This window comes from Petralouisia sp. (assembly GCF_056822245.1).
Window position 1 is genome coordinate 44,040 of the sequence record NZ_JBQIOP010000002.1, and the last position, 20,760, is coordinate 64,799.

19 protein-coding genes are annotated in these 20,760 nt (G+C 46.2%); 14 read left to right on the forward strand and 5 right to left on the reverse strand.

Annotated elements, in window-relative coordinates; translation table 11 throughout:
* Position 1: 1 nt before the first annotated feature.
* The 7 genes from ACTO17_RS01150 to ACTO17_RS01180 all read left to right on the forward strand — a co-directional run bounded on the left by ACTO17_RS01150 (position 2) and on the right by ACTO17_RS01180 (position 7,811).
* A complete protein-coding gene (locus tag ACTO17_RS01150) occupies positions 2-1,150 on the forward strand; it encodes a toxic anion resistance protein (protein WP_172537598.1) in 1,149 nt (382 codons plus the stop codon).
* Positions 1,151-1,201: 51 nt separating this feature from the next.
* The gene (locus tag ACTO17_RS01155; RefSeq protein ID WP_172537599.1) at positions 1,202-1,783 is read left to right on the forward strand and encodes a TerD family protein; all 582 of its coding nucleotides are present in this window, start codon (positions 1,202-1,204) and stop codon (positions 1,781-1,783) included.
* Positions 1,784-1,876: 93 nt separating this feature from the next.
* Positions 1,877-2,458, forward strand: a complete 582-nt coding sequence (locus ACTO17_RS01160; RefSeq protein ID WP_172537600.1) for a TerD family protein — start codon at positions 1,877-1,879, stop codon at positions 2,456-2,458.
* 20 nt (positions 2,459-2,478) lie between these two features.
* Complete coding sequence (locus ACTO17_RS01165) at positions 2,479-3,066, forward strand: TerD family protein (RefSeq protein ID WP_172537601.1); 588 nt, start codon at positions 2,479-2,481, stop codon at positions 3,064-3,066.
* Between the two features lie 48 nt (positions 3,067-3,114).
* On the forward strand, positions 3,115-5,769 hold the full coding sequence (locus ACTO17_RS01170) for a calcium-translocating P-type ATPase, PMCA-type (RefSeq protein WP_172537602.1): 2,655 nt from the start codon (positions 3,115-3,117) through the stop codon (positions 5,767-5,769).
* A gap of 437 nt (positions 5,770-6,206) precedes the next feature.
* Complete coding sequence (locus tag ACTO17_RS01175; protein WP_482556581.1) at positions 6,207-6,962, forward strand: HAD hydrolase family protein; 756 nt, start codon at positions 6,207-6,209, stop codon at positions 6,960-6,962.
* A gap of 54 nt (positions 6,963-7,016) precedes the next feature.
* Complete coding sequence (locus tag ACTO17_RS01180; protein ID WP_482556582.1) at positions 7,017-7,811, forward strand: GNAT family N-acetyltransferase; 795 nt, start codon at positions 7,017-7,019, stop codon at positions 7,809-7,811.
* An 86-nt stretch (positions 7,812-7,897) separates the two neighbouring features.
* Here ACTO17_RS01180 and ACTO17_RS01185 read toward each other — a convergent pair whose 3' ends face one another.
* Complete coding sequence (locus ACTO17_RS01185) at positions 7,898-9,268, reverse strand: NCS2 family permease (RefSeq protein ID WP_482556583.1); 1,371 nt, start codon at positions 9,266-9,268, stop codon at positions 7,898-7,900.
* Positions 9,269-9,498: 230 nt separating this feature from the next.
* Here ACTO17_RS01185 and ACTO17_RS01190 point away from each other — a divergent pair, with 230 nt between their 5' ends.
* From ACTO17_RS01190 to ACTO17_RS01210, 5 genes are all read left to right on the forward strand, one after another.
* The gene (locus ACTO17_RS01190) at positions 9,499-10,677 is read left to right on the forward strand and encodes a cation diffusion facilitator family transporter (RefSeq protein WP_482556661.1); all 1,179 of its coding nucleotides are present in this window, start codon (positions 9,499-9,501) and stop codon (positions 10,675-10,677) included.
* Between the two features lie 214 nt (positions 10,678-10,891).
* A complete protein-coding gene (locus ACTO17_RS01195) occupies positions 10,892-11,146 on the forward strand; it encodes an HPr family phosphocarrier protein (RefSeq protein ID WP_172539469.1) in 255 nt (84 codons plus the stop codon).
* 20 nt (positions 11,147-11,166) lie between these two features.
* Positions 11,167-11,574 carry a DUF6465 family protein gene (locus ACTO17_RS01200; protein WP_172537139.1) on the forward strand — a complete coding sequence of 136 codons (408 nt, stop codon included), beginning with the start codon at positions 11,167-11,169 and terminating at the stop codon, positions 11,572-11,574.
* A 113-nt stretch (positions 11,575-11,687) separates the two neighbouring features.
* Entirely contained in the window at positions 11,688-12,359 is a 672-nt protein-coding gene (locus ACTO17_RS01205) for a response regulator transcription factor (RefSeq protein ID WP_172537138.1), read from the forward strand.
* The gene (locus ACTO17_RS01210) at positions 12,346-13,353 is read left to right on the forward strand and encodes a sensor histidine kinase (protein ID WP_172537137.1); all 1,008 of its coding nucleotides are present in this window, start codon (positions 12,346-12,348) and stop codon (positions 13,351-13,353) included. Before ACTO17_RS01205 ends, ACTO17_RS01210 begins: the two co-directional genes overlap by 14 nt.
* Here ACTO17_RS01210 and ACTO17_RS01215 read toward each other — a convergent pair.
* Complete coding sequence (locus ACTO17_RS01215) at positions 13,350-13,883, reverse strand: GNAT family N-acetyltransferase (RefSeq protein ID WP_172537136.1); 534 nt, start codon at positions 13,881-13,883, stop codon at positions 13,350-13,352. The genes ACTO17_RS01210 and ACTO17_RS01215 overlap by 4 nt on opposite strands.
* Before the next feature lie 279 nt (positions 13,884-14,162).
* On the opposite strand from ACTO17_RS01215, the gene ACTO17_RS01220 reads away from it, so the two are divergent.
* Both ACTO17_RS01220 and ACTO17_RS01225 read left to right on the forward strand, forming a co-directional pair.
* A complete protein-coding gene (locus tag ACTO17_RS01220; protein ID WP_172537135.1) occupies positions 14,163-14,930 on the forward strand; it encodes an ABC transporter ATP-binding protein in 768 nt (255 codons plus the stop codon).
* A complete protein-coding gene (locus tag ACTO17_RS01225) occupies positions 14,923-16,950 on the forward strand; it encodes an ABC transporter permease (protein WP_482556584.1) in 2,028 nt (675 codons plus the stop codon). The genes ACTO17_RS01220 and ACTO17_RS01225 overlap by 8 nt, the downstream gene beginning before the upstream one ends.
* Before the next feature lie 144 nt (positions 16,951-17,094).
* Here the strand turns inward: ACTO17_RS01225 and ACTO17_RS01230 are convergent, their stop codons facing one another.
* Genes ACTO17_RS01230 through ACTO17_RS01240 form a run of 3 tightly spaced genes read right to left on the reverse strand, consistent with a single transcriptional unit; the run spans position 17,095 to position 20,433 of the window.
* Positions 17,095-18,279, reverse strand: a complete 1,185-nt coding sequence (locus ACTO17_RS01230; RefSeq protein ID WP_172537133.1) for a ribose-phosphate pyrophosphokinase — start codon at positions 18,277-18,279, stop codon at positions 17,095-17,097.
* A gap of 24 nt (positions 18,280-18,303) precedes the next feature.
* Positions 18,304-19,317: an ATP-binding protein gene (locus ACTO17_RS01235; protein ID WP_482556585.1), complete on the reverse strand. Its 1,014-nt coding sequence runs from the start codon at positions 19,315-19,317 to the stop codon at positions 18,304-18,306.
* Positions 19,318-19,359: 42 nt separating this feature from the next.
* The gene (locus ACTO17_RS01240) at positions 19,360-20,433 is read right to left on the reverse strand and encodes a DnaD domain protein (protein ID WP_482556586.1); all 1,074 of its coding nucleotides are present in this window, start codon (positions 20,431-20,433) and stop codon (positions 19,360-19,362) included.
* Between the last annotated feature and the right edge of the window lie 327 nt (positions 20,434-20,760).

Genomic DNA, 20,760 nt, shown 5'->3' on the forward strand with positions numbered 1-20,760 from the left:
TATGGGACTTGATTTTAGCAAAACAGCGGTACTGCCGCAGCAGCAGGCAATACCGGAACCCAAAAATGAGATTGAGGTGGTAGAACAGTATGATATTGTTGCCGACAGACAGCAGATGAATGACGCTCTGACTAATTCAGCAGAAGTGGACGATTTGGTCAGCGCCATCGAGGTTCACAACCTGGAGACGATTGTGTCCTTCGGAGCGGAAGCGGCGGAAGAGATTTCCAAGGCTTCTGATGTGGTGTTAAACAGTATGAATATGTCGCAGCTTGATGATTCCAGTGAGATGCTGAATACTCTGGCAAAAGTTATGTCTAAATTTGACGTTGAGGAATTAAAGGAAAATCCGGGGCTTTTTGGCAAGATGTTTGGAAATCTCAGGAAGCAGTTGGATAAAATTCTGGCCAAGTATCATACTATGGGGGAAGAGGTAGACAAGATTTATGTGCAGCTGAAGCAGTACGAGTCGGAGATCAAGCAGTCCAACCGCAAGCTGGAGCAGATGTTTGAAGCCAACGTGAATTATTATCATGATTTGGTGAAATATATTCTGGCCGGCGAACAGGGCTGCCGGGAACTGGAAGCATATATTGCCCAGAGACAGGCGGACATGGAATCTACCGGGGACAATTCCATTCAGTTTGAGCTTCAGAGTCTGCAGCAGGCATTGATGATGTTAGAGCAGAGAACCCAGGATCTGCGGACGGCAGAAAGTGTGGCAATGCAGTCCATTCCCATGATCAGAACCATGGAATTCAGCAATATGAATCTGGTAAGGAAAATTAATTCTGCATTTATTATTACGCTTCCGGTCTTTAAACAGGCGTTGGCACAGGCTATTATGTTGAAAAGACAGAAGATTCAGGCCGAGGCCATGTCTGCGCTGGACGAAAAGACCAATGAGATGCTTTTGAAAAATGCAAGGAATACAGTGGAACAGTCTAAGATGACCGCACAGCTTGCTTCCGGCAGCTCCATTAAAATTGAAACATTGGAAACCACCTGGAGAACCATTGTAAACGGCATTGACGAGACGAAGCAGATTCAGCAGAATGCAAGGCAGCAGCGGATTCAGGATCAGGCAAGACTTGAAAATATTAAATCAGAATTCAATAAAATGTACCATATGCCGGATAAGAAGTATTAAAAGTATTTCAAAGGCATTTAGATATAGTCAGAGATAAGGAGGATATGAAGTATGCCGATTAATTTATCAAAAGGACAGAAGGTTGATTTAACCAAAGGAAATCCCGGACTGAAAAAGATTATGGTAGGATTGGGATGGGATGTGAATGCATTTGATTCCGGCGCGGATTTTGACTTGGATGCGGCAGCGTTTATGCTGGGGCAGAATGGAAAATGCCCTACCGAGAAAGAATTTATTTTCTACGGTAATCTGGAGCACAGCAGCGGCGCAGTGAAACATATGGGAGATAACCTGACCGGGGAAGGAGAAGGGGATGACGAACAGATCCAGATTGAGCTTGCATTGATTCCGGCCAATGTGGAGAAGGTTGCATTTACAGTAACTATTTATGATTCAGATGTAAGGCGGCAGAACTTTGGCCAGGTATCCAATTCTTTTATCCGGATTGTAGATGAAAGCACCGGCCAGGAGCTGATACGGTATGATTTGGGAGAAGATTTCTCCATAGAAACTGCGGTGGTGGTGGGAGAGCTGTACCGCCACAACGGAGAGTGGAAATTTAACGCCATCGGAAGCGGGTTCCAGGGAGGACTTGCGGCTTTGTGCGGACATTATGGGATAGAAGTTGCTTAAAGCAAGGCGGTGCGGAAATATTACTCCGGCGGCTTTGAGCCGCCGTATCCGTGCAGATAGTAAAACAGGACCATGAAGGAGGGTTATAAAGATATGCCGATCAATTTACAGAAAGGTCAGAAAGTAAGCCTGACCAAAGACAATCCGGGATTGTCAAAGATTGTTGTGGGATTAGGATGGGATGTAAATGCATTTGATACCGGCGGAGATTTCGATCTGGATACAGCTGCATTTTTGCTGACGGATACCGGAAAAGTGTCGAAATCCGAAGATTTTGTGTTTTACGGCAACCTGCAGCATCCATCCGGATGTGCGCAGCATATAGGAGATAACCGAACTGGCGCGGGAGACGGGGATGATGAGCAGATTAAAGTGGATTTGTCCATGGTTCCGGCGAATATTACCAAAATTGCATTTACAGTTACCATTTATGAGTCTGAGCAGCGGCGGCAGAATTTCGGGCAGGTGAACAATGCCTTTATCCGTATTTACAAGGAAGATACGGGAGAAGAACTGCTGCGGTATGATTTGGGCGAGGATTTTTCCATTGAGACGGCCGCAGTATTCGGCGAATTGTACAAAAATGGCAGCGAATGGAAATTTAATGCCATCGGAAGCGGATATCAGGGCGGACTGGCAGCATTGTGCGCCAATTACGGAGTTGAAGTGGAATAGTTTGTAAAGGAGAAAAAGAGATGTCAATCAGTTTACAAAAAGGGCAGAAGGTCAATTTGTCCAAAGACAATGCAGGATTGTCCAAAATTATGATAGGCTTGGGCTGGGATGAAGTGCAGCGCAAGAGGGGCCTTTTCGCGCCAAAGCCTCAGGAAATTGACTGCGACGCTTCTGCGCTGCTGTTAACCGGCGGCAAGGTGAGAAGGAAAGAAGACCTGGTGTTTTTCGGAAATCTGCGTCATGATTCCGGCGCTGTTTTGCATATGGGCGACAACCTGACCGGAGCCGGGGATGGGGACGACGAGCAGATTGCAGTGGATTTGTCCATGGTTCCCGCTCAGTACGACAGAATTGTGATTGTGGTAAATATTTACCAGGCAGTGGAGAGAAGGCAGCATTTCGGAATGATTCAGAATGCATTTATCCGTCTGGTGGATGCCAGAAATAATAACGAAATGTGCAAATATAATCTGACGGAAGATTATTCCGGGCTGACAGCCATGATTTTCGGGGAGGTGTACCGTCACAACGGAGAGTGGAAATTCAATGCCGTTGGACAGGGAACCAATGACAGAAGCATCGGCGAAATAGCCAACAGATATGTGTAAAAACTGCCGTGAAGCCGCCGGCAGATATTTATAGTAAGGAGACATAGAATGAAATTTCAGGGACTTACAGACAAAGAAGTAGAGATTTCCAGAGGGAAATACGGCTCTAACGAGATTCCGGATTCGGAACCTACCACATTTTGGGAAGAATTCAAGGAAACTTTCGGAGACCCCATGATTAAAATACTGCTTGCCATAGCAGCGCTTATGATTGTGATGTTTTTCTTTGGATATGCAGAGATTTATGAACCCCTCGGCACCATTGTGGCAGTTCTGATTGTGGCGTTTGTGTCAGCAAAAACAGGGGTAGCCAGCGATACCAAATACCGGGAATTAAAGGACAGCGCAAAAAAAGACCAGTGTAAGGTTCACAGGAACAATATGGTTGCCGTGATTGATGTGGATGACGTTGTGGTTGGAGACAAGGTGCTTCTCCAGTCAGGGGATAAAATTCCTGCAGACGGAATCCTGGTTTCCGGCGCTTTAAGCGTGGATAACTCTGCATTGAACGGAGAGGCGGAAGAGTGTAAGAAGAAAGAGACTTCACCGGAGACCTCTCTTGCCGAGGACATTACAGGGGATACCTTTGTGGATTCCTACTCCTTGTTCCGGGGCGCAGTGGTGTTTGACGGAGAAGGCATACTGGATGTGCGCAAAGTGGGCTTAAAAACCATGATGGGCAAGATGGCCGAGGAAATGCAGGAGGATGAGCCGGACTCTCCTCTGAAAGTAAAGCTTGCAAAGCTTGCAAAACAGATTTCCACTTTTGGCTATATCGGGGCCATCGTGATTGCAGTATTGTATTTCGTATATTTTATTGTGTCGGCAGGAGGCGTGTCCGAGTATTTCTCCATCGGGTTTGAGCAGGTGATTAAGGACGTTGTGAACGCCGTTTCTCTGGCCGTGGTAATTATTGTCTGTGCCGTACCGGAGGGACTGCCTCTTATGATTTCCCTGGTGTTGATGCAGAACACCAGTAAAATGCTGGATCATAACGTATTGGTGAGAAAGGCGGAGGGAATTGAAACGGCAGGCTCCCTGAATATTTTATTCAGCGACAAGACCGGAACTATTACCAAGGGGAGACTGGAAGTGGTGGATTTCTTTACAGCTGACGGAGTTTCCATTCCAATTCCGGAACTGGGCAGCCACAAAGAAGTGAAAAAGCTGCTGGATCTGGCTATTGGGAAAAATACCCAGTCCATGTTTGACGGGGAGCACCGGGTCATCGGCGGCAATGCCACAGACCAGGCCATGATGAAATTTATCGGGGAAGAGACGTTCCGGACTCTGGAGGCAGATAAGAGCTGCGTGGTTTCTAAAGCGCAGGGCTTTAATTCCACCAACAAATTCAGCCAGGCAAGGATTGACAGCGAAGGAAAAACCTTCTATAAAGGCGCGCCGGAAAGGCTGCTTGCTTCTGCCGTGAAATATCTGGACGGAAACGGAGAACTTAAGGAGATTGACAAGTCTGCCCTGGACCGGAAAATTGATGAGCTGGCTGAAAAAGCAATGAGGGTGCTTGCCTTCGGCTATTCGGAAAAAGAGCTTGTGGAAAACAAGATTAACCAGGACATTGTAATTATCGGCCTGGTGGGCATTCGGGATGATGTAAGGCCCGAGGCCAGAGAAGCCATTGAGGAAGTGCAGAAAGCCGGAATTCAGGTGGTTATGATTACCGGAGACAGACTGGAGACGGCTGTTGCCATTGCCAGAGATGCAGGACTTTTGAGAACTGATTCGGACAAAGCCCTTTCCTCTGCCCAGTTAAATGAAATGTCAGATGATGAAGTGAAGAAAATTATCCCCAATATCCGGGTAATAGCCAGGGCATTGCCCACAGATAAATCCCGTATGGTGCGGCTTTGCCAGGAAATGAACCTGGTGGTAGGCATGACCGGAGACGGCGTGAACGACTCTCCCGCATTGAAGCGGGCGGACGTTGGCTTTGCCATGGGAAGCGGTACGGAAGCAGCCAAGGAAGCAGGTAAGATTGTAATTCTGGATGATAACTTTAAGTCCATCAAAGACGCTATCTGGTATGGCAGAACGATTTACCACAACATCCTGAAATTCTGCAAGTTCCAGTTGGTCATCAATGTTGCGGCAGTGGTGGTCAGCGCAATTGCGCCCTTCTTCGGCGTGGAAGAGCCGTTAAAAGTAACCCATTTGTTGTTTGTCAATCTGGTCATGGACGGTCTGGGGGCCATTATGCTTGGCAATGAGCCGGCCCTGAAGAAATATATGGATGAAAAGCCCAGAAGAAGGGATGAGAGCATTGTAAGCAAAAAGATGATGGCGCAGATTGTTACCATGGGAGCGTGGCTTGTGGTTCTCAGCTTCCTGTATCTGAAGCTGCCCTTCTTCCGCAATCTGTTTGAGACAGAAGAGCAGCATTTGACCGGATATTTTGTGTTGTTTATTGTCAGTGCGCTGTTTAACGGATTTAACGTCCGGGATGAAAAATTCGGCATTTTTAAAGGCTTAAATGAGAATACCGGATTTTTGAAGGTATTTTTTACAATTATTCTGGTGCAGGCAATGATTGTAAATGCAGCTCTTGTGCCATTTACGGTATTTACCTGGATTGGGAATATGTTCAGCTGCGTGCCCTTTGGAATTGCAGGGTGGATTGCAGTGGTTCTGTTGGCAGTCACCATGATTCCGGTGGATTTGGTGCGCAAGGCAGTGGTAGAACGATAGGAAACTCAGAAGGTGTGCGGGTTCTGGCATACCGGGCGCGCGTAAGCGCGGTTGGTGTGTTTTGGGACAGCGCACCTTTTTGATGTGTGAAAAATGCCGTTATTTATTGCAAGAGATATTTTATTTGAACAGATGGCAGAAAGAATGCTTCAGATATATGCGGTTATTACAGGAAACAATTTATATTTCAATACACAGAAAATGCAGGATTGTCCTTTCGCTAAGCAAACGATTTATGGGCGTTCTTCGTGCAGTCAAAATCCACTGCTTACGGAGACTTGGGAAGGAAGGCGTTCCTGACTTTCCCTAGTCGAAGTTAGCAGTTAGTTTGACGAAACGTTGCCCAGTTTGTGTGCGAAAGGACAATCCTGTATTTTCGTCCGTATCCAAATATAAAAGGTTTCCTGCGGTAACTGCAAAAGCTCGGAGGAAACAGCATGGTATTTCATTCAGACTTGGATCATACATTGATTTATTCTTATAAATATGATATAGGCTTACATAAAAGATGTGTGGAAATTTATCAGAACCGGGAAATCTCCTATATGACAGAGCTTTCTGCTGAGTTATTGAACCAGGTGCGGAAACAGGTATTATTTGTGCCTACCACCACCAGAACGACAGAGCAGTACCAACGAATCTGCCTGGGAAAGCAGCCGCCGGAATATGCGCTGGTGTGCAACGGAGGGATTCTTCTGGTTCAGGGGGAAAGGGATTTGGGTTGGTATGCCAAATCCAGGGAATTGGTAGCTGAATGCAAGGAAGCATTAGAAGAGGCGCAAAGAGTATTGGGAACAGATGAGAATGTGAATTTTGAAGTCAGGAACATTGAGGCATTGTTTGTGTTTACAAAAAGCGCCAGGCCAGAGCAGACCATTTGCAGGCTGCAGGATTATTTAAGGGGAAGCCCGCTGGAGATTTTCTCTAATGGGGTGAAGGTGTATGCGGTGCCGAAAAAACTCAGCAAAGGAGAAGCGGTGAGAAGGTTCCGTCAGAAAGTGCAGGCCGGCACAGTGGCGGCGGCAGGGGACAGCAGGTTTGATATTTCCATGCTGGAAGAGGCGGATTTGGCATTGGCGGAGTATGGCCTGAGGGGGGAGCGGATTCAGGGAGAACATGTGGTTTATCTGGGAGAGAATGGGATTTTTTCGGATGAATTATTAAAATACATGCTGGCTATAGATGAAAAATAAAAGTATATTCCCTTATTAATAGTATTAGCGAATTAAAAAGTAAGGAGAACCATAATGATATACAAAATAGAGACAGAACAGATGAACAATATTGCTCCCCTTTTTGGAAATTGGCAGGAATCTTTGATTTGGTCCTGTCTGCAGGGATGTATGGGCGAGGCATGGGCAGACAGCATGCAGAGACCGGAGGCGGCCAGAATCCTGTTGGCAGATTTCTGTTTTTTTGCCGGAACAGCCAACCGGGAACTGGTGAAACGGGAAATCAAAAACCAGGTCAGGGAATTTGTAATCATGGTGCCCCCTCTGGATGAAACAGGAGAGGACTGGGCCAGAGAGATTGAGCAGGCATACGGGGAAAACTGCAGGCGGGTGGAACGGTATGCCATCAAAAAGGAGCCGGGAATCTTTGACAGAGAGCATCTGGAAAAAATAGCCGCCAGTCTTGCCGGAGAGTATGAAGTAAAGCTGATAGACGAAAAGATATTTGCACAGACCAGAAAATCCCAGTGGTCCGTGGACTTTACCTCCCAGTTTGCAGACTATGAGGATTACCGCAGCCGGGGATTGGGCGCAGCGGCGCTTTATCAGGGAGAACTGGTATCCGGGGCTTCCTCCTATACGGTGTACCGGGAAGGGATTGAAATCGAAATCGGCACAAGAGAGGATTTCAGGAGAAAGGGACTGGCCTCCGTCTGCGGGGCAAGGCTGATTCTGGCATGTATGGAGCGGGGGTGGTATCCAAGCTGGGATGCCCAGAATTTGTGGTCGGTAAAACTGGCAGAAAAGCTGGGATACCATTTTGACAGGGCTTACCCGGCCTATGAAATTTATAAATTGAGTGGAAATTAGCCGAAACAGCGGATACGCAAAGAAAATCATACAAAAAAGGACGGCCGGAAATTTGCATTTTCCCGCCGCCTTTTTTGCATGTTATTTTATAAAAAGATATATTTCAGGATAAAGAGTATGGTCAGCACATACATCAGAATGCTGATTTTCTTCTCGCCTGCCTTGCCGGTGATCAGATTGATAATTGTCCAGGAAATCACTCCCACAGCGATTCCCTCTGAAATACTGTAAGCCAGAGGCATGGCAATAATGCAGAGGAAGGCGGGAATTGCATCGCCCATATCCTCAAAATCAATTTTTGCAACAGCGCTCATCATATAGAATCCCACAATGATCAATGCAGGCGCAATGGCAAAGGAAGGAATGCTTAAAAACAATGGGGAGAAAATTACGGACAACAGGAATAACAGACCTGTGACAAGGGCAGTAAGTCCGGTACGTCCGCCTGCCGTTACGCCGGCAGCGCTTTCCACATAAGTGGTAGTGGTGGAGGTTCCGAATAAAGCGCCTACGCAGGTAGCGATTGCGTCGGATAAAAGAGCCGGTTTAATCCGGGGAAGCTTCCCGTCTTTATCCAGCATGTCCGCTTTGGAGGAAACGCCGATCAGAGCGCCTAAGGTATCGAATAAATCCACAAACAGGAAGGAGAACATGATAATGATAAAGTTTCCGATGTTAAAGCTGCTGAAATCTACTCTGAAAACTGCGCCCAGGGTTTCTGTAAAAGAAGAAAAATCAAGGCTGACAATTCCGGATGGAATGACAGAGTACATGCCTGCCTCCGGAGAAGGAACATAGATGCCGAGCAGCTCGCAGATGATGCCGAGAACCCAGGTGATCAGGATACTGATTAAAATACCGCCTTTCACCTGCTTCACCAGTAAAACAGCAGTAATCAGTACGCCCAACAGGGCAAGAATCGCGCCTACGCCGATGGAGTGGAAATTTTCTCCCTTGAAGGTCTGGTAAGTCACCAGTGTGGAATCACTGTGTACAATTAGCTTTGCGTCCTGCAGGCCGATAAAAGCGATAAACAGGCCGATGCCCACGCTGACCGCCGATTTCAGCGTTGTAGGAATGGCATTGAAAATAGCTTCCCGCACATTCGTCAGCGACAGCAAAATAAAAAGGATACCCTCTACAAATACTGCAAATAATGCCACCTGCCAGGTGTAGCTCATGCCGATGACAACTGTATAGGCGAAGTAGGCGTTCAGTCCCATGCCGGGCGCCAGCGCGAAGGGGTAGTTGGCTAAAAATGCCATAAGCAGCGTACCCACAAAGGAAGCCAGCGCCGTGGCAATCATAACTGCATTGGGATTCATGCCCGCAGCAGACAGAATGTTGGGATTGACGGCAAGAATATATGCCATAGTCATAAAAGTTGTAAATCCTGCAATGACTTCAGTTTTTACATTTGTGTTGTTTTGTTCCAGCTTGAAAAATCTTTCCAACATAAATTTTACTCTCCTTTTTTGAAAATATGAAAGTAATTATATCACGTATTTGGAAAAAATACTATCGAAAAATACTTTTCCTTTGATTTTATTTGTGATACAATGAATTCCATTGATGCCGGAGCAGGTTATCGCTCTTATAGGTGATGCAAGGAATAAATTTTTTCATATAATAGCAGGAAAACCAGAAAACGGGAAACGATGATATGGAAAAATTTCAGGGGGCCGATATGGTTACGATATTGATAAATTTGCTGATTAAAGAAAAAGACGATGTGAAAAATCCGGCGGTCCGCCAGCAATACGGGATGCTCTGCGGAACGGTGGGAATTGTCTTGAATGTTCTGCTGTTTCTGGGGAAGTTCCTGGCAGGAGCCGTCAGCAATTCTATTTCTGTTACGGCAGACGCATTCAATAATCTGTCAGACGCCGGCTCTTCCTGCGTTACTCTGGTGGGATTTAAGATGGCAGGCGCCAAACCGGATGTGGGGCATCCTTTTGGACATGGCCGAATAGAATATATTGCAGGGCTGATTGTATCCGGGGCAATTCTGCTGATGGCAGTGGAACTGGTGCGGACTTCTGCAGATAAGATTTTCCATCCCCAGAAAGTGGAATTCCGGATGCTGACAGCGGCAATTCTGCTGATTTCTATTCTGGTTAAGCTGTATATGGCATATTATAATTACAGAATCGGCAAAAAAGTAGATTCAGCGGCAATGCGCGCCACTGCAACGGACAGTTTAAGCGATACCTGCGCAACCGCAGTGGTTCTTCTGTCAGCCATCGTGGCCGAAGTCACCGGGCTTCAGATTGACGGCTACTGCGGCGTTCTGGTGGGGATTTTTATTTTTTATGCAGGGGTCAGCGCCGCGAAAGAAACCCTTGATCCTTTGCTTGGGCAGGCGCCGGAGGAAACCCTGGTGCGGCAGATAGAAGAAATTGTGCTGTCCCAGGAGGAGATCTGCGGAATTCATGATCTGCTGGTTCATGATTACGGGCCGGGCCGGCTGATGATTTCCCTCCATGCGGAAGTTCCGGCAGAGGGAAATATTCTGGAGCTGCATGACGTCATAGACAACACAGAGGTGGAGCTGCGCCGGAAGTTAAACTGCGATGCGGTGATTCATATGGACCCGGTGGTGACAGAAGATGAACATGTGCTGAATTTGCAAAAACAGGTTGGAGAAATTATGAAAGGCATTGATCCGGTGATTTCCATGCATGATTTCAGGGTGGTTGCAGGCCCGAGCCATACGAATCTGATTTTTGATATTGTGGTTCCTTATGAATATAAAATCAGCGACGAGGGATTGACAAATCAGATACAGAGCCGAATTACCAGGAAATTAGGGGAAAGTTATTTTGTGGTAATTCAGGTAGATAAAGCATACTGCAAACAGGAATAAAACTAGTACTTTAGGGAGATAATTTAAAAAAAGGCTGAGAAGATGTTTGAAAAATTGTTTAATTTTTCTTGTATAAAGTATATTTTTTCAGTGGAAATTGCCAGTTTTTCAGAAACCGCTTGAAAAAGAAAGTTGGTTGGGTTATATTTATTACGGTATATGGCGCATGTGCGAACAGGTTGTATGTTAGTATTACATGAGAAAGAGAGATAAGATGAGCGAAAAGAAAATTATTGTATCTAATGTAGCTAAAGAGTACAGCAATCCAATTGCAGAGCTGGTGCAGGTGGCTTGCCAGTTTGACAGTGAGATCAGGTTGGAAAGCAGCGACGCAAAAATTAACGCAAAGAGTATTATGGGAATCATGGCATTTAATCCGTCAAAGGGAATGACTGTAAATATAGTGGCCGATGGAAGCGATGAAAAGGAAGCACTGTTGGCAATGGAAAAATTTTTAGTCTGTCAGTAAAAACAGGGAGGAAACAAGAAATGGAAAAGAGAGAAGCAAAAACAGCTCCGGTACAAACAGCAGCGAAATCCGCAGCAGAAGTGAAGGAAGAGACCGCTGCAGTGAAAGAGACTGCAGTGAAAGCAGAGGCAAAAGACACAGCAAAGAAAGAGACTGCCAAGAAAGAGACAGCCGCAAAGAAAACAACGAAGAAAACTCCGGCTAAGAAAACCGAAAGCAAGAAGGCAGAGAAAATAGAAGAAATCTATCTTCAGTTCCACGGACAGGAAATCTTCACAAAAGATGTAATGGAAAGAGCAAAACAGGCTTACATTGCAGAAGGCCACAGGGAATCATCCATCAAATCAATTCGTCTGTACATCAAACCGGAAGAAAACATGGCTTACTACGTAATTAACGAGAAAATTGCCGGGGGCGTGACTTTATAAATCAGGAAAATAAGGAAATATTCGGAATCCACTTGTTGTTTGGGCAGCAAGTGGATTTGTTGTACTGTCAAAGGATGAAATCCCATAAAAAAGAAGGAAAAGAGGCGGCAAAAATGTATAAATTATTGGTTGTGGAAGACGACGAAGTGATTGCGCAGGCCATAAAAAGACATATGGAGAGCTGGGGATATGAGGTGGTATGCACAGAAGATTTCAAAGATGTGCTGCAGACGTTTGTGGAAGAAAACCCCCAGCTTGTGCTGATGGACATTTCCCTTCCCTTTTATAACGGATTTCACTGGTGCGACGCCATCCGGGGGATTTCCAAAGTGCCTGTTATTTTTATTTCTTCTGCCTCTGATAATATGAATATTGTGATGGCGGTCAATATGGGCGGAGATGATTTTGTGGCCAAGCCCTTTGACCTGAACGTGCTGCAGGCCAAGATACAGGCAATGCTTCGAAGAACCTATGATTTTGCAGGAGAAAGCAGCCTGTTGGAGCATAAGGGGATGATATTTGACAGCAGCCGGGGGTTTGTGACTTATGAAGGGGAACAGGCGGAGCTTACCAAAAATGAAATGGGAATCTTAAAAGCATTGCTGGAGCAGAAGGGAAAGATTGTAACCAGGGATAAATTGATGGAACGGCTCTGGGAATCGGACAGCTTCATTGACGATAATACCCTGACGGTAAATGTAGCCCGGCTGCGGAAAAAGCTGGAGGGAATCGGAGTCGTAGATATGATTAAGACCAGAAAGGGAATCGGGTATGCGGTGGATTAGAACTTATATAAGGCGGCATCGTCTCGGCATTTTTATGTATGTTCTGTTCTGCATTATTTTTGCGGTGGTTTTGTTTCTCTACCAGATGCCTATGGAGCCGGCGGTTTACGCCATTGGGCTGTGTATGACCCTTGCAGTGATTGTGCTGGCTGCAGACAGTGTCCGTTACCGCAGAAAAGTGGAAACCCTTACCTGGCAGCTTGAGGCGGTAAAAGAGGGCACAGAAAAGCTTCCAGAGCCGGAGGATGAAGTGGAGCAGCTGTATCAGAGGCTTTTGGAGAATGCCCAGATAGAGCGCACCTGCCAGGTGGGGGATATTCTGCAGGAAAAATCAGAAATGACGGATTATTTTACCCTGTGGACCCATCAGATTAAGACGCCGATTGCTGCCATGTACCTGCTGCTGCAGCAGGAAATTCCGGAACAGGACAGATCCCGGGAAATTCATTTTATGAAACAATATTTTATCCAGAAACGGGAAATAGAGTCAGAATTGTTTAAGATCGAACAGTATGTGGAAATGGTTCTGCAGTATTTGCGCCTGAACAGCTCCGTCAATGATTTTGTACTGCAGGAATATGAACTGGACGGGATGGTCCGTCAGGCTGTGCGTAAATATGCGCCTATGTTTATCCGCCGGAAGCTGTCGCTTCATTATGAACCTCTTCAGGTAAAAGCAGTGACAGATGAAAAATGGCTGACCTTTGTTCTGGAACAGATTTTGAGCAATGCCATCAAATATACGTCTGCAGGAGATATTTTTGTCAGAATGGAAGGCGGATGCCTGGTGGTGGAAGATACCGGCATCGGCATTCTGCCGGAGGACCTTCCCAGAATTTTTGACAAGGGATATACCGGATATAACGGCAGAAGCGATAAGAAGGCATCCGGCATCGGGCTGTATCTGGTAAAGAAAATTTTAGAGAAGCTGGGGCATAAGATTTTGATTGAATCAGAACCGGGGAAGGGAACGAAGGTGAAGCTGCTGTTTTAATATTTTTTGATCTTGGAACTGATTTCCCTGGAAAAAGATTCTCGGTAAATTTCATGATATTCTTCATAAGAAATCTCCGTTCCATTTGTCATAATCTGCATTGGAACGCCAAATAATTTCACATAGTAAGGCATTACAGTCATGTTGTTTCTTAAATAAAAAGCCTTTCGGCGGATGCGTTCTTCCTGATTCGGAGCATGTTCCCTGGGATCTTCAATTTCCAGAATAAACCGCTTTCCGGTATAGCGCTCCTGCAGGAGCCGAAGGGCGCGGGAGCCGATATTCTGTCCCTGCATAGTTGGAGAAACGGCAAAGTAATCCAGTAAAACTAAATCCTTGTATAAAATGGTGATGGCAAGTCCCAGGAAGGCGCCGGTTTCTTCTTCGATTGCCAATAGTTCCATAATGCCTTCCCTGCTTTTTTGCAGCATAAGGGAAAAAGGTTTGCGCTCAGATTCGGGAAATGTTTTCAGATACAGCCGTTCTAAATTTGCGAATTGCGTCTCGGCGGTGCAGTTTGTTAATATCATAAGATAACCTCCTTGGTTGAATAAGATAAATCTTTTAATTTCACAATCGTACAGGAGTATTGGCCTGTATCCGTCAATCATACAATGGGATTGGAATTAAATCAAGTAGTATTCAGAAAAATGCGCTTCCATATCGGGGAGCGTTTCCAGAGCAGGCAAATCAGGAAAATCTTACAAAACCGTAAGGAATCCCCTGGAAAATGTAAGCTAAAACTAAGGCATTTCTTTTCTTCTTCCAGTATACTGTAACCAGAACAACAGAAAACAAGGAGGACGATCATGGCAATCTTAGAAGTAAACAATGTAAAGAAAATATACACCACCAGATTCGGAGGCAACCAGGTACAGGCATTGACTGATGTAAGCTTTTCCGTGGAAAAAGGAGAATATGTGGCAATTATGGGAGAATCCGGTTCCGGCAAAACCACTCTGCTGAATATTCTGGCAGCGCTGGACAAAGCCACCTCGGGACTGGTGATGCTAAACGGCAAAAACCTTTCGGCTCTGCGGGATTCGGAGGTGTCGGCCTTCCGGAGAGAGAACCTGGGCTTTGTATTTCAGGATTTCAACCTGCTGGATAATTTTAATATCCAGGACAATATCTTTCTTCCACTGGTTCTGGCCGGGAAAAATTACAACGAAATGCGGGTGCGTCTGATGCCTATTGCGGAAAAACTGGGCATCAAGGCAATACTTGGAAAGTATCCCTATGAGGTGTCCGGCGGCCAGAAACAGCGTGCAGCCGTAGCCCGGGCATTGATTACCAATCCGCAGCTGATTCTGGCAGATGAGCCTACCGGAGCGCTGGATTCCAAAGCGGCAGAAAGCCTGCTGTCCCAGTTCCAGGAAATCAACGGGGCGGGCCAGACCATACTGATGGTAACCCATTCCACCCAGGCGGCCAGCCGCGCCAAACGCGTGCTGTTTATCAAGGACGGACAGGTATTTCATCAGATTTATAAAGGAAGCAGCACCAATGAGGAAATGTACCAGAAAATTTCCGACACCCTTACCGTGATCACAACAGGGGGTGGAAAACATGAATAAATTTTTCTATGGAAAACTTGCTTTTGGCAATTTAAGGAAAAACGGCAGGCTGTATCTGCCTTACATCCTGGCAGCCGTAGGAATCGGAGCCATGTATTATATTATGGTGGCCCTGACCGGGGATAAGGGAATTGAAAAAATGCCCGGCGGCGGGGATTTGAAAATGATTATGGGCCTTGGGTGCGTCGTAATTATGATTTTTGCGGTGATCTTTTTATTTTACACCAACAGCTTTCTGATGAAACGGCGGAAAAAGGAATTCGGCCTGTTCCACATCCTGGGAATGGAGAAAAAGCATATTGGAAAAATGATGTTCTGGGAAACCTGCATGGTGGGAAGTTTAAGCATTGCAGGCGGTCTGGCAGGGGGAATCCTTCTCTATAAACTGGTGGTTCTGGCGCTGCTTCGCATTACCGGCCTGGATGTGCCTTTTGGGTTCACTGTTTCCGGAGCGGGAATTGCAAATGTGGCTGTCTGCTTTGCCATAGTATTTGCAATGACCCTGGTTTATAATCTGTTTCAGGTGCGAAAAGCCAATGCCATTGAACTGCTTCACAGTGCAAATCATGGGGAAAAAGAACCCAGAACCCGGTGGATTCTGGCGCTTTTGGGTGTGGCTGCGCTGGGAATTGGCTACTGGATTGCCATTGTAACGGAAGATCCGGTGAGCACGCTGCTTCTGTTTTTTGTGGCGGTGCTTCTGGTGGTATTCGGCACCTACTTCCTGTTTACGGCAGGCAGCATTGCAGTATTGAAAATCATGCGGAAAAACACGAAGTATTTTTACCGCACCAAGCATTTTATTTCTGTCTCCGGCATGATTTACCGTATGAAACAGAATGCGGTGGGACTTGCCAATATCTGTATTTTAAGCACAATGGTGCTGGTTATGGTATCAGGCACGGTGGCTTTGTATGCGGGAGTGGAGGATATCATCAATAACCGGTATCCCAAAGATTTTGCCCTGACAGAATACGGCGTCCGTTCAGAGGAAGAAAAAGAGGCGTTAAAAGGGATGTTTCTGCAGTCCCTGGAGGAAAACGGCCTGGCGGTGGAGGATTCGGTGGAATATACTTCGCTGGCGGTCACTGTGTGGAAATCCAAAGAAGTTTTGCGGATTGAAAAGCCAGGAGCCATGGCAACCCCGGAAGGGGAAATCAGTATTTTGGAAATGATCACGCTAGATGAGTATAACCGGCAGGAAAATCAGCAGAGAGAACTGGCGGAGGATGAAATATTCGTGTCTGTCAGACAGGGAGATGAAAATGAGCAGGCTTACAGTATAAATGGAAGGAATTTCCGTATCAAAGAATACCTGAAGGATTTTGATATGGAGGGCCTGGACGGCAATGTGATTTATGACGGGTATTTTGTGGTAGTAAAAGATATACAGGTTTTGGAAGAACTGAATGAGATGCAGAGGGAAATCTATGGCAGTTCGGCAAGCAGCAGAGACTACCATATGTATGCAGATGTTTCAGGGACAGACGAACAGCTGAAAAACTGCGCCGTCCGTCTGGAAGAACTGGTGGACGGGTATAACCAGGGCAGGGCCGAAGAGGAGCATCTCGCTGTACGGTTAGCTGTGAAGGAAGAACAGAGGGAAGGATTTATGATTTTCTGCGGCGGATTTCTGTTCCTGGGCATCTTTCTGGGATTTGTATTTCTGATGGCCACAGTGCTGATTATTTACTACAAACAGATTTCTGAAGGGTATGAGGATAAAGAGCGGTTTGAAATTATGCAGAAAGTGGGCATGAGCCCCAGAGAAGTAAAAGCCGCCATCCACAGCCAGATATTGAAGGTATTTTTCCTTCCCCTGGTGATGGCCTGCGTGCACCTTACCATGGCCTTTCCCATGATGAACCGGCTGCTGCTGTTATTTAATATGAAAAATCCAGGATTGTTTGCGGCCTGTACGGTAAGCGTGGTTGGAATTTTTGCAGTAATTTACGGAATCGTATTTGGGATTACGGCCAGGGCTTATTACCGGATTGTAGGAGAGAAAAGCAGGGGCTGATTAAGGAGCCTGTACCAAACTGCGAAGGAAAGAGCTGGGCAAATAAAGAGCCTGTACCAAACCGTAAAGAACAAGGACTGTTGGAAAGAAGTTTAGATGTATGATTGCACAAGTTTTTCCAACAGTCCTTTTTGGCAGAGAGGCTTATTTTACCTTTTCCCCCGCCTTATACCGTTTCACCAGACCTTCAATTCTCTCATAGGGATCGAGCAGATCGCTGATGGAGGTGTCATGGTTTAACGTATCAATGATATATGCAATATACTTGCTCATATCGCAGTCGATATAATAATCTCTTTGCAGCAGCTCCGGCGCCTGATATGTGAGGTTGGTGGTCACTACTTTATAAATAATGCCTTCTTTCACAGCCTTGTCAAATTTTTCCAGACCGTTGGTAAACAGCCCGAAGGTGGCGATTACGAAGATGCGGTTGGCCTTTCTCTTTTTCAGTTCCGTGGCCACATCGATCATGCTGTCTCCGGAAGAAATCATATCGTCAATGATGAACACATCCTTGCCTTCTACGGAAGAGCCCAGGAATTCATGGGCAACAATGGGATTGCGGCCGTCTACGATTTTGCTGTAATCCCGGCGTTTGTAGAACATTCCCATATCCAGTCCCAGAACATTCGCGAAATAAACGGCGCGGTTGGTACCGCCTTCGTCCGGGCTGATTACCATCATATGATCGCTGTCGATCTGCAAATCCGGGGTTTCCCGCAGGATGCTTTTGATAAACTGGTAAGCAGGCTGCACTGTTTCAAAGCCATGGAGCGGTATAGCGTTCTGCACGCGGGGATCGTGGGCGTCAAAGGTGATAATATTGTCCACGCCCATGTTCACCAGCTCCTGCAGCGCAATGGCGCAGTCTAAGGATTCCCTGCCGGTGCGTTTGTGCTGACGGCTCTCATAGAGGAACGGCATAATGACGGTGATTCTCCTGGCTTTTCCTCCTGCTGCTGCTACAATACGCTTTAAATCCTGATAGTGATCGTCGGGAGACATATGGTTTTCGTGACCGCAAACGGTGTAAGTCATGCTGTAGTTGGTAACGTCCACCATCAAAAACAGGTCATAGCCCCGGACGGAATGCCGGATGCTGCCCTTGGCTTCTCCGGTGCCGAAGCGCGGGGCGCTGCAGTCCATCAGATAGGTATCTCTCTGGTATCCCCGGAAAGCAATATCATTCTCATGCTCATGCTGCCGTTCCGCACGGAACCGCACCAGGTACTCGTCCACCATTTCCCCCAGAGGCCGGCAGCTTTCCAGTGCAATCACACCCAAAGCGCCGGCAGGAATAGTTTCATAATTTCTTTCGTTACGCTGCATTAAAATGTCCTCCATAAATATAAATTAAAAGTGTTTGCTTGTTGCAGTCTCATTAGAAACTCCCAGTTTTTTCTGAATCCGGATATCGTTTCCAAACAGCTTAATCATTGTATAATTGCTGGAAATTCTGGAAAACGTCCGTTCAGAATATGTATCCACTAACTGGCTCAGGCTCAGATTGGTGGAAATAATTGTAGATTTCCGCCGCAGGATACGTTCATTCAGACAAAGGAAGAGCTGGGAGGTGGTGAAGGAATTGGAAAGCTCCGTACCCAGATCATCTATAATCAGTAAGTCGCAGTCAAAAATATTCTGATAGTCTTCGCTGAAATCCTTTTCTTTTCCGAAAATATTTTTTTCAAAAATATGAAAAAGCGAAGAAGCGGTAAAATAAATGACTGAGTGCCCGGTATCCAGAAGTTCTTTCGCCACACAGTTGGAAAGGTAGGTTTTGCCGATGCCTGTATCGCCGTACAGAAACAGATTTTTGAATTCTGTATCAAAGGTGCCTGCGAAATCCATGCAGAGAGAAACCGCCTGCTTTGCAGTTGCAAGACTGGTTAATCCGGTGGAAGGATTCTTCAGGGAATCGGAATAGTAAGCAAAGGAGAAATGCTGAAAATTCTCCTGCTCTAAGGTCTGCCGCAGATTGGACTGGGTATAGACCAGATCAATGGCGGCCTGTTTAAAACAATGGCATTTTTCCCTGCCGATATATCCGGTGTCTTTGCAGTCCGGACAGCGGTAAGGGGGTTCGAAATAATTCTCAGGGTATCCATGGACGGTTAAAATCTGCTTTTTCTCAGCTGTCAGCGCAGAAAGGATCTCCCTTAACCGGCCAAGAGCGTTGTTGTCTCCGTCCACCAGACGCTTGGCCTGCGCCACAGAGACGGAGGAAATGGTTTCATCAATCTCCGTAAGCCGGGGAAACTTCTGATAAAGCTCATCTTTCCGTTTCATCACAATATGGCGGTTTTCAAGCTGTTTTGCCTCATAGCTTCGGATTAAAGTATTATACTGAGTGTTGCTTAAAGCCATGAATGCCTCCTTCCATCAATAGGCCCGAATCTCAAGCGGGCATTAGTGTGCGCTGTTTAGTAATTCCGCTTCCAGCTGATTCAATTGGTCCAGATTGTAGGTGCGCTGCGGAAAGCTGTTGAAGCGGTTTGCTGCGGCAGAGCGTACAGCAGGCCGGACAGCTTTTTCAGCAGTTTTTGCCGCCTGGAAGGATTCATCCGCTTTGCGGATGTCGGCAGATGTCCGGATGTTCTGTTTTTTCCAGTTCAAAAGGATGCGGTCGGCATACTCAAAGTTGGGCTGATGGATGGTAAGTATGGTGCGGCTGCATGCCTCAGTAATCATATCCTGCCCAAATCCCAGTTCTTTACTCCATTTTTCTATGTAAGCGGATTCAGCGGGAATCAGGCTGCGTCCGTGGATGCCCAGAGCCTTCATTACTGCATAGTGCAGCTTGCTGTGGGTATTTACGCTGCGTTTGGCCTGTTCCACTGTCTCAATGCCGGCTTCTTTCCAGTTGATGGCAACTTTTTCCATGTAATGCAGACTGGAATGGCCTCCTGCAATACAGTATTCCATCAGGTATATAATCAGGTCTGCGCAGAGGTTCAGGCCGTCGTACCAGTAAAGCAGGCTTTGAACGTCTGTGGCAGTCAAAGGTCTCCCCAGATAGCTTTCTGCGATGAATAACAGCTCCCGCACTTCTTCCTTCTCTTTAAATGCCGCCATGTCGCCGGCAGTGTAGACAGGCTTTTCAGAAACGCCGGATTTCTTTTTGGCAGGAGAAGCTGCGGATTCTGCTTTTTTCAGGGGAACGGTATCGTCCTTGGGGGAAACGGTATCGGATTCCAGGAAATAAATGCCGCAGATGGACTTGTCCTCGTTATATTCTAATTTTAACAGGTTCATTTTTTCCCAGTATTTTAAAGCCCGCCGGATGTCTTTTTCCGTATGATCGAACCTGTCCGCAGTCCTTGAAATAGAAAAACTGCAGTCCGGGGAATTCATACAGCGAAGAAGATATAAGTATATTTTGACAAATTCCCCGTTGGCATTCGTCATGTATTCGTCAATAAAGCGGTTGGGAATTTCAGTTGTAGAATTTCCGTTGTCTTTGTGTAATGTAATGTCTGCCATAATATCCTCCAGTGAACTATCTGTTCGGTAAACTTGCGTTCTGCGCAGCCGGCCAACCGGCAGGCCGTGCGGCCATCCGTACTGTGAAGGTGAAAGCTCCCACAGCAATTCTTAATGTGGATTAAAGTATAGCACATAAAAATCAAATTGAGAAGCAAAATTTTTCCTGAAAATCCAGTAAAATCAAGGGATCAGGGGAATGTGGAAAGGGTGGATAATGTTGATAAAAAGGTTCCTGAAACTTATGGAAAGGTCACGGCGTCCGATAAAATCGGAAAAAACCAGGAAATTCAGTCTGTGGAAAAAATTATCTTATGTAAACATAAA